Here is a 12,974-nt window from a genome sequence, read left to right as displayed (position 1 = left end):
ACACGGTTGCGAGTCCTGGGAGCGAGGGCGGGACGCCCGCTGTTGCTCCCGAAACGGGCGGGACATAGTGGTGCGGGCTTCCAGCCCGCAAACCCCACGCGGGCTGGAAGCCCGCGCTACCATGCCTTACCGCAGCGTCCGGCGGGTGTCAACGATGACACGGGCGGTGGCGTGGATCGTTGGCCAGTCGTAGGTGCTGTGGTCGGTGACGATGATGGCGCAGTCGGCGTCGGCGAGGGCTGCGTGCAGGTTGGGCACGCTGGTCATCGTAATGCCGTCGTGGTCAACGTCGGGCACATAGGGGTCGTGGTAGGTGACGCTGGCCCCTTTGTCTTGCAGCAGGTGGATGATGTCGAGCGCGGGCGATTCGCGCATGTCGCTGACATCTTTTTTGTAGGCAATGCCAACCACCAGCACCTTGCTCCCCTTGAGCGCTTTGCCGACATCGTTGAGCGCGTCCTGCACTTTTTGCACCCAATAGCGCGGCATGCCGGTATTGATTTCGCTTGCCAATTCAATAAAGCGTGCAGTGTAATCAAGCGTACGCAGCTTCCACGAAAGGTAGAGGGGGTCAATGGGAATGCAGTGCCCCCCGAGGCCAGGGCCGGGGGTGAATTTCATAAAGCCGAAGGGCTTGCTTGCCGCGGCTTCGATCACTTCCCACGCATCAAGGCCAAGCTTTTCGCACATCAAGAGCACTTCGTTGACCAGACCGATATTGACCGAGCGGAAGGTATTTTCGAGCAACTTGGTCATCTCGGCGGCGGCGGGCGACGAGACCAGCACCACCGTCTCAATCGCAACGCCATAGAGCGCCTGGCCTGCCTCAAGACAGGCGGGCGTCTGGCCGCCCATCACCTTCGGCGTATTCCTGGTTGTCCAGTCGGTACGACCCGGATCGACGCGCTCGGGCGAAAAGCAGAGGAAGAAATCCTCGCCGACGCGCAGGCCATCCTGATGGTCACTCAAACGGGGCAGAATCACCTCACTTGTTGTCCCAGGGTAGGTCGTACTCTCAAGCACCACCAGCATCCCGCGGTGCAGATAGCGGGCAATCTGCTCGGTCGCATCAACAATATACGAAATATCGGGATCACCCGTCTTGCGCAGCGGCGTCGGCACACAGATGCTCACCGCATCGCACTCGGCCAGCACTGCCACATCGGTAGTCGCCCGCAGGCGGCCAGCCTGCACCAGCGGGGCCAATCTTGATGTAGGCACATCCTCAATATAGGACTCACCAGCATTCAACAACTCTACCTTGCGCGGATCAAGATCGATCCCGACGACGGTCAAGCCCGCTTCGGCAAACACCACGGCGAGGGGCAAACCAACATATCCGAGGCCGATAATGGCGACGCTGACGTCGCGACGGTGAACACGTTCGAGAAAGGCTTGAAGAAGCACGGGTTGTGAAGTCATACAATGAAAATCCTACAACAGCCTGATCTGATTCACTTTGAGCTCAACGCGGATCTGGCGATCGCCAAGCAGATCAATTAAGACGCGGACGCGGTCGCTATCGCGGAGACGGGCGTCAAAGATCGCCTCGTACTGAGCAAACGGGCCGTGTTCAATGACAACGCGATCGCCGGGGCGCAGCTGAAAAAAGGTCTCGCCGCCGGCGGCGTTGATTTCAGTGAGGCGTTGATCAATCAGTTGGAGCAACGCATCATCAACGACCGCCGGCTCGCCGCCAAAGCTGACGAGGCCAACGGCAAAGGGCAGATAGCGAAAGGCCGAAGGGCCAAACTTGCCAAGATCAGCCTTGACAAAGACATACGAGGGAAAGAAGGGGCGGATCGTGCGCGAACGCGGATTCACCGGCTTTACCACCAGGTGCGGGTAAAAGACCGGCACGCCCCGCTGCTCAAGCTGCTCGGTGATCAGCGCCTCTTTCCGGGCCTTTGTCTGCAATGCATACCAGTGTGCTGCCATAGACCTCTTGCCACCTACACCCCGCCACACGCCAACTCGGTGTCATCGTTCGGATGACCGTCTTCGGGTAGCGCGTGGTTGACCCGCTGATTCCACGACTGGATCAGCGTCGCCATCAAATCGTCCACCGTCGTACACCGGACTGGGGGGGCTTTCCCTTCGGGATCAACCAGCCACAATACAAACTGTGGCCCCCCGGTCTCCTCATCTTCCGACCTCTGCATGAGCAACAGCCAGCGCAACTGTGCCATGAGTTATCCCTTGCGTGGTTTTGGTTTATAGGGTTGCGGCGCGCAAGCGCGCCGCAACCCTATGCATAGGTACCTTGCGGCGCGCGCGCCGCGCGACCCTATGCGTAGGTACCTTGCGGCGCGTGCGACGAGTGGCCCTATGCATAGGTACGTTGCCGCGCACGCGCCGCGCGACCCGATCCATATACTGGGCACGCTCCGCCATTTCGACATCGCCCTGCGATGCCGAGACAAGCGCTATCCTAGCAAGAGACCGTCACGTTACCTGGCAATCCCCTGACAACCGTGGGGACATAGCCACCGTCTGAACAGCTACCGTCCGCTGACCCGTGCGTTCGCTTTGAGGTCACCGCCCCGCGTCACAACCACAATGCCCTGTTCACGCAACATGGCGAGGTCACGTTTGATCGTGCGCACATTGACCTCCAGGACACGCGCAAGCTCCTCAAGGGTCGCAAAACATCCTTGAGCGATGGCCTCACCAGAGAGGCGGAGCAGGCAGATATGGCGGCGGGCAATGCGGTCAACAGGATCATCCGGGGCCTCAATTGTCCAGACGACCGGGTGCAACTCATCGGGTTGCAGGGGTCGTCCGGTTGGTGCATGTCGCAAGGGGAGCCAGGCGAGACAACGCGGGCGCTGTAGAACCGGCTGGCAAGCTAGCTCCAGGTCAAATGGTTGCAAGGCAAGCAATGTACGACGTACCTCAGGCTCTTTATTATACCCCAATTCAGCGAGCAATGTGTCAAGGGCGTCGATCCGTGCTGTTGCCGCCTCGATGGGTTGCTCGCATGCCGCCAGTACCCCGGCGATCCGCCAGCGGGTCATTGCCGGGGACCAGTGCGGCAGGCCTGGCTCAGGCAGGATGGCCGCAGCACGGGCATGCGCAAGGGCACGGTCAGGATCACATGCTGCGGCATAGACTTCGGCAGCCAGCACTATGCCCTCGACTGGCAGCGCCGGGACACCAGCTGGCTCAAGCTGCAGCAACGTCGCATAGGCCTCACGGGTCTGGCCCAGCCCCAGTTGTGCTGCTGCGACAAGGGCAGTATGCAGCGCCACGGCAGGCTGGCTTGCCAAACGCCGAGCCAGTTCGGTGCCTTCACGGGCCAGCGCGAGCGCCTCTTCGTACTCGTGCAACGCCAGGAGCGTCAGGGTCATACTGGCAAGCAACAGCTTGAGCGGGGCAAGCAAGCCGGCCTCGCGTAGCAACGGCAACGTCGTCGCACCAAGCAAACGGCTCTCTTCAAACGCCCCAACCAGGGCAAGCGTATGCACCAGTCGCGCCCGCACCTCCAACTCAACGCGCTGATCGTCGGCCAGTTGCGCCTGGAAGAGCGCCGCACGCAACAGCGCCAGCGCCTCGCCATAGCGACGCTGACTCAGACAAACCAATGCCTCCGCCAGCAACGCCCGCGCCGCCAGCAGTGGCATCGTCGCCAGCGCAGCATCATCAACCAGGTGCGCCATCACCGCAGCCGCCGCTTCACGCCGGTGTGCAGCAAGCAAAGCGGCAACAAGGTTCAAGCGTGCTTCGGTCAAGACAGTGGATTGGGCATGTTTGCCGCTGTGGGAACGCACCTTGGCCCCGCATCCAACCTCCATCGCCGCAAGCTCAACAGCCCGCTGCGCATAGAGCACGCCCTCATCATACGCCTCACTGATCGCCAGCACCTCCGCCAGCGCCAGCGACGCCTGCGCCTCAAGCCGCGTCAACCCGGTGCAGCGCGCCTGGGCCAACGCCTCACGGAGCACCCGCTCGCCCTCCGCAGGATCAACCAGCGTCCCGCGGGCCAACCCGACGCAGATCAACGCCTCGATCTGCCAATCCTCCCGCCCAGCAGCCTGTGCCTCTTCGAGGAGCAGGTCTGGTGCCGAGGCAGGCCTGGCCCCACCCGCCCCCACCGCTCTCAACGATAGCGTTTTGGGCTGGTGCCATCCTTGCCCCCCCACCCCCAACCCCTCCCCCACCAGGGGGGAGGGGCGTTGCCCCGCCGCCGCACGCGGCGGCGCCCCCCCCCCTCTCCCCTCGTGGGAGAGGGGGGGCAGGGGGGGTGAGGGGGCAGGCCGAGCGCCCCCCACCCCCAACCCCTCCCCCACCAGGGGGGCAGGCCGAGCGCCCCCCACCCCCAACCCCTCCCCCACCAGGGGGGAGGGGCGTGGCTCCCCCCCTCTCCCCTCGTGGGAGAGGGGGGGCAGGGGGGGTGAGGGGTTGCTAGACCTGCCAGGTGAGCGCCGTGAGGATCCAGAGGGTAGCAAAGACGATTTGCGGCGCCCACCTAGCAGGTCAAATGGGGGGCTGCCGTCAGCCATATACGCCATCAAGCGCGCCGCTTCCCAACGCAATGCATGGCCGACGGGGAGGTTCAGCGCTTGCACGGCGGCGCTAGCAAAGCCAAGGCTGCGTTGGGCCAGGGGCAACGTGCCAGCGGCAAGGGCCTCATACGTTGCGTCGAGCGCCTCGTCGAGCACGGCATCCCACAGGTGGCCCAGGGCCCCATGCGCAAGTCGTTCGAACCGCAGCGTCACAGGACAATCTAGCGCACGGCCAAGCGCCGTGGCGAGTTGGGCGTGCAAGGTACGCCGCGCTTCAGGGTCAAGTCGCTCAAGCAGGTACACCCCCAGGTCAGGGTGGGCCAGGCGCAGATACTGGCCCCGTTCGATCAGCACCCCGGCGATCAGCAGGTCAGACAGCAGGGCAACCCGCTGCCCCGGCTCAGGCCAGAGCGCCTCGATCAGATCCTCATCGGCAGGTCGCCCAAGCAGCGCAAAGGTACACGCCATCATCCATGCCGCAGGCGCAAGCCGTGCGACTTGCCAGCGCATCAACGCGGGCATCGTTGTGGGGAGGGAAACATCCGGCCTGATGAGGCCCCATCCCGTCGGTGGGTCATACCAGAGCACCTGATGTTCATAGAGAACGTGGATCAGGCCAAGGAGCAAGCCGGGATGACCACCACTGATCGTGAGTAAGCGGTCGCGCAATGCAGGGGCAATGCGACCACCTACGGCAGCCTGGGCCAGGTGTAGCGTCGCCTGGGGGTCAAGCGGCTCAAGGGCCAGCAGGCGCAGGGGCAAAAGGATCGGTCGGTGCAGCGTTGCCACAGGAAAACTCGCCTCACCGGGGGGCGCCGTCAAGACCACACAGAGGGCGCGTGGGCCGGCGAGCAAGCGGATCACGAGTTGCCGCAGCGCCTGATGATCGCCAGGAAAATCATCGATCACGAGCAGCAAGGCACCCTGCGCAGCCACGTGATCCAGCAACGCGACCAGGGCCTGCAGCGGATCAAAGCGAAGGCGTTGCGCACGACGCAGCGGCTGCGGTGCGCGCTCGGGCAGCACCTCACGCAGACGGGGCATCTGGCGACAGAGCAGATGCCACTGCTGGTCATCAAGGCTCGCGCAGGCGGCCCGCAGATAGACACGCGCCGTACGGCCAGCGCCGATCACCCCATCCTCAAAGAGTTCCCAGATATCGTGCGCTCCCGTACGAGGCGTCAACCAAAGGACGGTCCACGAGGCACGCAGGCGCACCTGGGCGGCAAACTCCTGCACCAGACGCGTCTTGCCCAGCCCGCTCGCCCCCTCGATCAACACCGCTGCGGGGCGACGGGCCAGCGCCTGCTGCCAGACCTCAGCCAACCCCTCAAGCTCGCGCACCCGACCGATCAAAGGCAACGCCGCCGCGAGACCACTCTCGACCTCAACAGGCAACGCCAGCGGCAACGTCGGCAGTTCAGCAAGGGGAGCTATCGGGGCAGAAGCCACCGGGGGCGGCGTCCGCGCCAGCAAACGAGCCAATTCATCCAGCGCAGGCCAGGTATGCTGTTGCCACTCGGCACGCAGCATCGAGCGGGCCTGACTCACCTGATCCAGGGCAGCCTCGTGCTCACCGAGATCAAGCAACGCCTGCACCGCCGCGACGTGGGCCTGCTCCTCCCATGGCTCCTCAATCACCCAGCGGCGAGCGGTGCGCAGCAAAAGCATCGCCGAACCACTGGCACGAGCGAGCGTCACCAGACGATGGAGCACCTCGAGGTAACGGACTTGCGTCACACTCGCCTCGTGGGCGGCCCAGGCATCAGCGAGCGAACCAAGGAACGGCCCGGTATAGAGCGTCATAGCGTGCTCAAGCTCGGCCTGGGTCGCATCGGGGCGACTATGTTGCAAAAAGGCATGGTAATCGCTGAGCACCACCAGGTGGGGATCAAGGCCAAGGTGGTACTCGGAAGTGACCAGGATCGGGCCAAGCGCCTGCCGAAGGTAATGCCGTGCCGAACGCAGGCGACGCTGAACCTGTGTCGGTTCCAGCGTCGGAAAGAGATCGTCACCAAGCAACGTCAGAGGGATCGGCGAAGGGAACGCACAGACAAGACGCGCCAGCAGAACCTTCGCCATACGGGTCGGCACCTGAACCAACTCACCATCGAGTTCGACCCGCCACTGTCCAAACATCCACAGACGCAACGTATTATGCATAGAAGAAGGAGGAAGTAGGAAACAGGAAATAGGGTGAGCGTATCAGAACGCCCTATACACCCCCATCGTCGCCATGAACAACTCGTTTATGGTCTGCGACCACCCAAGCCCCTCGCCAAAAGCTCACTATGCTACAATAGACGCAAAGCATTATACCAGAAAATCGTACCATGCTTCACAAAGTGTGAACAAACTCATACGTTTTCTCCGCAGCTTTTCCATATATTAAGTAAAAGTTAAGCAATCCGGGAGTTCGAGGGGATCTATGATGAAACATACGTACATAAGCGTCATAGCATTGTTCACACTGCTCGCGCTGTTTGGGGCAATGCCGGCGCAGGCGCAGCAACGGGAACGCTGTTTCGCTGCGACGGGCTATTGCATTGCCGGGCCGATTCAGCGCTTCTGGGAACAGCATGGTGGCCTGGCGGTCTTTGGGTACCCGCTGACGCCATTGCAAACCGAGGTGATCGAGGGGCGGCGCGTGCAAGTGCAATGGTTCGAGCGGCACCGGCTCGAACTGCACCCCGAGCTTGCCTGGCCCTACACCGTGCAACTGGGACGCCTTGGCATCGAACGGCTCGCCCGTGACGGGCGCAGCCCGGTGCTACCGGCAGCGGGGCAAGCAGCGGCGGGGTGCCGCTTCTTTGGCGACACAGGGCTCAACGTATGCGGCGACATCCTGCGCGCCTGGGCAGCGAACGGCATCGAAAACGACGGACGCGCCGGGTACAGCGTCGCCGAAAGCCTGGCGCTCTGGGGGTTGCCAATTACGGAAGCCCGCCCGGAGACCCTGGCCGACGGACGCGAATACATCGTGCAATGGTTCGAACGAGCGCGGCTCGAAATCCACCCCGAGCAACCGGCACCGTTTCGGGTGCTGGGCGGGCTCCTGGGGGCCGAACTAAAACCGCAGGCACAAGCTGCACCGCAGGCCATCCGCGCCGTACCGCAGCGGATCGTCGCCCCAGCGCAAAACATTGATAGCCCCATCGTCTCGGTTGGCCTTGATCCCCAGGGCGTACCCATTGTGCCCAGGCACGACGTCGGCTGGTACAACCTGAGCGCCACCCCCGGCGAAGGCGAAAACATCGTACTCTGGGGACATGTGCTGCGCTTCCGCGACGCACCATCAATTCCGGCCCCCTTCGCCCGCATCAAAGACCTCGTCCCGGGGGACATCATCACCCTGCACACCAGCACCGGCCAGCGCTTCGACTACGTTGTCAGCCAGCAGATCTGGGTCAAACCCGATGAAGTACACTACATCCTACCGCAACAACAAGAACTGCTGACCCTCGTCTCGTGCATTGGCGACCAGGTGATCGTCCAAAACGAAGTGGTGGACATGACCCACCGCCTCATCACCATCGCCAAGCCTGTGACGGGAAGGTAACAAGCGTACCAACAAAGCTAGTACTTTGGTAACAGTACTAGCTTAGTACTAAAGGGCTAATTCGAAATAGTACTTTTTTCACTAACCTTTTTTAACATGAGTGGGTATCTTTACGACTATATCAATGTCGAATTATATGGTAAGCCTGGCGCACGAGTGAAGGCACAAACATGCATCGCGGCAGCGTGTTGTTATGCGTGCATCAGGATCTTTCAAGGCTCACAACGAGGGGGAAGCATACAGAGGAGTATCAGCATGTAAGTCATACGTACAAGAACAAGGAGTGGGTGTATGGAAGATCACAGGCTACTAGTGGTAGAGGATGAGCCAGTCACGCGCATGATGCTGGATGCACAGTTGCGCACGGCTGGCTTTCTGGTTACGACGGTTGAGAGTGCGGAAGCAGCGCTCGGGTTACTGCATCACGAGCGCTTCCCCCTGATGATCACCGATCTTCTGTTGCTCCAAATGGACGGTTTAACCCTTCTGCGTGAGGCAAAAGCCTTGGATCCGGATCTCGAAGTGATCGTGTTGACCGGGGCAGCCAGCCTTGAGTCGGCGATCGCTGCCATCAACCTGGGAGCGGCTGGCTATCTGCGCAAACCAGCCAGCATGAATGACCTGGTTGCGCAGGTGAAAGTGGTTATGGGGAAGCGCCGCCTACGGCTCGATCACCTAAAGGCCCTGCGTCACCTTGGTACTCAGTTATTGCATCTGGCCGATCCTGCTGACACATCCTATGCAGCTACGCCCCCTGAACAGCGTTTACGTGTTGGTCGCCTCGAAATTGATCCTATGCGTCGCCGCGTTGCAGTGGATCAGCATCCTATACGTCTTTCGCATGGTGAATTCGATCTGATACTCTACCTTGCTCGCCACAGCAACTGCGTAGTACCGGTTGAGAAGATCGCTCGCGAAGTCCTGGCTTACCATGGCTGTACCACCGACGAGGCGCGTCAACTCGTCAAAGCGCTGGTCTATCGCGTCCGGCGTAAGGTCGAACCCGATCCGCAACTCCCCTGTCTGCTCATCTCCGTTCGTGGTGCGGGCTATATGCTGACCTCTGATGGCCCAGATTCCTTCTGATGGGTTGGGGCACGGCGCTGCCGTGCCCCGACGGCTTGATGGAAGTTGGGGCACGGCACCGCCGTGCCCCGACCAACAGTAACAAACCCTTCACTATAGGTACAACTCTCTCATCTATACCAGCAACGACCTCAGGCTATCATGGATCTTGGCACCCCTTCTGGCAGCCTCATCTTGCGGTGCAATGCGCACTGAGCCGGGGTGAACCCTAGTTTGGATGGATACGTCCCTATGCAACAACAGATTGTGGTGATTGGTAGTGGTTTTGGCGGTTTGAGCGCAGCAATCAGGCTTGCCGCTAAAGGCCATCAGGTAACCCTTCTTGAAAAGCGTGATAAGCCCGGCGGACGGGCCTATGTTTACAAGACCCAGGGCTTTACCTTTGACAGCGGGCCAACGGTAATTACGGCCCCGTTTATGTTCGATGATATCTGGCAGGCGGCGGGCAAGCGTCGCGAGGATTATTTCGAACTCGAGCCCTGCAAGCCCTACTATCGCCTCTTTGATGCCAAGGGTCGCCATTTTGAGTATGGCGATGATCCGGCGGCAATCCTGGAGGAGATCAAGCGCTGGAACCCTGGTGATGTCGAGGGCTACAAGAAGTTTATGGCTTCGACCCGGGCGATCTTCCAGAAGGGTTTTGTCGAACTCGCCGATCAGCCCTTCCTCCACTTTACCGATATGGTGCGCGTGGCGCCCGATCTTATTCGGATGCAGTCGTACCTCAGTACCTATCGCTATGTCTCGCGCTTTATCAAGCACGACTTCCTCCGCCGCTGTTTCTCGTTCCACCCGCTCTTTATCGGGGGCAATCCGTTCGATTCATCGTCGATCTATGCGATGGTTCACTATCTCGAACGCGAGTGGGGGGTTCACCATGCGATGGGCGGCACCGGAACGATTGTCGCGGCGATGGCAAAGTTGTTCAAGGAGATCGGGGGCAAGCTCGAACTCAATGCCGAGGCAAGCGAGATCATGGTAGAGAATGGGCGCACTGTTGGGGTGCGGCTGGTGGATGGGCGGATCTTCAAGGCCGATACAGTGGTCTCGAATGCCGATGTGCCGTACACCTATCAGAAGCTGATCGCCCCCGAGCACCGGAAGTTCAACACGGATCGCCGCTTGCTCAGCAAGAAGTATAGTATGTCGCTGGTGGTGATCTATCTGGGGCTGAATCGTCGTTACGACGATCACGGTCTGGTGCAACATAACATTATCTTTGGCAAGCGCTACAAGGGCCTGCTCAACGATATCTTCAACCGCAGGCACCTCAGCCGCGACTTCTCGCTCTATCTCCACCGCTCTTCGCACGCCGACCCGAGCATGGCCCCGGCAGGCGGCGAGGCGGTCTATGTGCTGTCGCCGGTGCCGCACCTCGGGGCACGCACCGATTGGTCGAAGGCGGCCAAAGGCTACCGGAACGCGATCATCAATTTCCTCGAAGAGAACTATATGCCCGAACTCAGCAAGCATATCGTCGTCGAGCATATGGTTGACCCGCGTTATTATCGCGACGCACTCAACACCCACCTTGGCTCAGGCTTCTCGATGCAGCCGCTGCTCACCCAGTCGGCCTGGTTCCGCCCGCACAACCGCTCGGAGGACATCCCGAACCTCTACTTTGTTGGTGCCGGCACCCATCCCGGGGCCGGCCTGCCCGGGGTGCTTTCGTCGGCGATCATTGCGGAACGCTTGATCGGCGAAGCGTAAATTGAGGGATGGATGTGCGTGCCAACTGCGTTGGCATGCACATCCATCTCTGAGAGTGTAAAGTAATGTATGCGTAAATTCTATCTCCTGCTCCTCCTCGTTCTGATCCTCATTGCACCACTGCTTTCCCTCCCTCGACCTACCACCGCCCAGGGCTTGCCCTGGCAAGATAAGAGCACGCCCTTTGGCGTCGTCGCAGCACTTGGCAATCGCGTGCGTAGCGATGAGATCCCTGCTGCCGTTGCGCTTATGCGCGAGGCAGGGATCCAGTGGCAACGCGAGGAGATCTTCTGGCACGAGGTGCAGAAAGAGCCTGGCGGCCCCTATCGCTGGGACGGCAATGAACAGGGGATGTACAATTACGATCTGGCCATCAGCGCGCAGCGACGGGCCGGCATCAACATTCTCGGGTTGCTCACCTACAATCCCGCCTGGTTCAAAGGGAAGAATCCCACCCCCGAGGAGTGGATCAGCGACTGGGGCGATTATGTCTACCAGACCGTCGCCCGTTATGGCCGGGAACGCAACCAGATCACCTACTGGGAACTCTGGAACGAACCGAATCTCGCCGCCTCCGGCTACGAGAGCGGGCTTTATACGGTCGCCGATTTTGTGCGCATTCTGGAGGTCGGGCGAGCGGCGGCGCTAGCAGCGGATCCACGCGCAAAGATCGTGATGGGCGGCCTGTCGAGCATCTGGAGTGTGCCGCCCTCTGAGCATTACTACGACTATTTTGACTATCTCGACCGCGTAGGTCAGCTTGGTGGGTGGAAGCATGTCGACATTATCGCGATCCACCCGTATCGACCCGATGCGCCAGAGGGCGACGCATGGCGGCGCGATCAATCGCTGACTTTCGGCCAGGAGATGCAGCGGCTCGACGACATTCTGCGCACCTACGGGGCCAAGCCGGTTTGGCTAACCGAATGGGGTTGGTCAACGACGCGCAGTTGGCAAGGTGTTGATGAGGATACGCAGGCGTTTTTTTTAGTACGCTCGTACCTGCATGCCATTGCCCATCCAAGCATTGAAAAGGTCTTCTGGTACGATTTCCGCAACGACACATGGCCTGAGGCACCGTATGATCAGCCAGTTTACAACGAAAACGAAGTAGAATTTCACTACGGCCTGTTGCGACGCAGCTATCCACTCGATCCGAATCGAGCTGATCTACGTAAACCAGCCTTTGTCGCATACCGCACGATGACCGAAATGCTGGGCGGGCTGAGTCTGCGGGAGGTGATCCGGCATGGCGACGAGGGGATTTACTGGCACCGCTACGGCGGCAACGGGCGACGGGTGGATGTGATCTGGCGAACCGGCAATAGCATCCCGGCGCTCGAGGTCGCGTGTGAATGTCGGCAGGCCCTGGTACGAAGTTGGAACGGCCAGGTGCAACACATTCTCACCAGCAGTGCGGGGAGGCTCACCCTGCATCCTGACGCTCTGGGCGCGCCCCTTTATGTCGAGTACGACCAGCCACCGCGGCATCCTGCCATCTTCGAGGCAACAGGACACAGCCTTGGGGGAGCCTTCCGCACCTTCTGGGAGCGGCGGGGCGGGTTGGCGAGTTTCGGCTACCCGCTGACCGAAGAAGTGATCGAACCAGAGCCAGGCACCGGACGACCGCGGACCGTTCAGTATTTCGAGCGGGCGCGCTTCGAATACTTCCCCGAGCTACGGGGCAGCGCCTACGAAGTGCAACTGGCGCGCCTCGGCGACACCGCGCTGCAACGCCAGGGTCTCGACTGGCGCAGCCTACCAATCACTGAGAACCCCGACCCGGGCTGCCAATGGTTTCCCGAAACGGGCAAACAGCTCTGCCCGCCGTTCCTCGAAGCGTGGCAACAGGCAGGCGGGCTTGATCTGGCGGGGCTACCGCTGACCGACGCCTTCTTTGCGACCGGCGCGACCGGGGGAACCTACCGAGTTCAATACTTCGAGCGCGCCCGTATCGAACACCACCCGGCCAATGCAGGAACACCGTACGAAATGCAATTTGGCTTGCTCGGGCGGGAACAATTTATTCGGTACGATCGGATGCCATAAGGGGCACGGGCGCCGCCGTACGGGCACGGCGCCGCCGTGCCCCAACACGGAAGGGCACGCGCCCC

Annotated in this window: 8 protein-coding genes; 4 read left to right on the top strand and 4 right to left on the bottom strand. The window is 61.1% G+C overall.

Features of this window, described 5'->3' with window-relative positions; all coding sequences use genetic code 11:
* Positions 1-126 precede the first annotated feature (126 nt).
* The 4 genes from EYB53_RS08360 to EYB53_RS26035 all read right to left on the bottom strand — a co-directional run bounded on the left by EYB53_RS08360 (position 127) and on the right by EYB53_RS26035 (position 6,644).
* On the bottom strand, positions 127-1,422 hold the full coding sequence (locus EYB53_RS08360; protein ID WP_135477741.1) for a nucleotide sugar dehydrogenase: 1,296 nt from the start codon (positions 1,420-1,422) through the stop codon (positions 127-129).
* 12 nt (positions 1,423-1,434) lie between these two features.
* Positions 1,435-1,938 carry a transcription termination/antitermination protein NusG gene (nusG, locus tag EYB53_RS08355; protein WP_135477740.1) on the bottom strand — a complete coding sequence of 168 codons (504 nt, stop codon included), beginning with the start codon at positions 1,936-1,938 and terminating at the stop codon, positions 1,435-1,437.
* Positions 1,939-1,952: 14 nt separating this feature from the next.
* Positions 1,953-2,189: a hypothetical protein gene (locus tag EYB53_RS08350; protein ID WP_129674591.1), complete on the bottom strand. Its 237-nt coding sequence runs from the start codon at positions 2,187-2,189 to the stop codon at positions 1,953-1,955.
* Positions 2,190-2,501: 312 nt separating this feature from the next.
* Positions 2,502-6,644 (bottom strand): BTAD domain-containing putative transcriptional regulator, encoded by a 4,143-nt coding sequence (locus tag EYB53_RS26035; protein WP_167857311.1) that lies wholly within the window; start codon positions 6,642-6,644, stop codon positions 2,502-2,504.
* 289 nt (positions 6,645-6,933) lie between these two features.
* Between EYB53_RS26035 and EYB53_RS08340 the strand changes: the two genes are divergently transcribed.
* The 4 genes from EYB53_RS08340 (at position 6,934) to EYB53_RS08325 (ending at position 12,909) form a co-directional block, all read left to right on the top strand.
* Positions 6,934-8,064, top strand: a complete 1,131-nt coding sequence (locus EYB53_RS08340; RefSeq protein WP_254150975.1) for a sortase — start codon at positions 6,934-6,936, stop codon at positions 8,062-8,064.
* 291 nt (positions 8,065-8,355) lie between these two features.
* The gene (locus EYB53_RS08335) at positions 8,356-9,150 is read left to right on the top strand and encodes a response regulator transcription factor (protein WP_135477738.1); all 795 of its coding nucleotides are present in this window, start codon (positions 8,356-8,358) and stop codon (positions 9,148-9,150) included.
* A gap of 231 nt (positions 9,151-9,381) precedes the next feature.
* Complete coding sequence (locus EYB53_RS08330) at positions 9,382-10,860, top strand: phytoene desaturase (protein ID WP_135477737.1); 1,479 nt, start codon at positions 9,382-9,384, stop codon at positions 10,858-10,860.
* A 69-nt stretch (positions 10,861-10,929) separates the two neighbouring features.
* Positions 10,930-12,909: a glycoside hydrolase family protein gene (locus tag EYB53_RS08325; RefSeq protein ID WP_135477736.1), complete on the top strand. Its 1,980-nt coding sequence runs from the start codon at positions 10,930-10,932 to the stop codon at positions 12,907-12,909.
* Positions 12,910-12,974 lie beyond the last annotated feature (65 nt).

Origin of the sequence: Candidatus Chloroploca mongolica, assembly GCF_004762035.2 — a bacterium.
Lineage (GTDB): Bacteria > Chloroflexota > Chloroflexia > Chloroflexales > Chloroflexaceae > Chloroploca > Chloroploca mongolica.
Note: the sequence above shows the minus strand (reverse complement) of the source record. Positions and strands in the feature narration are given on the sequence as shown.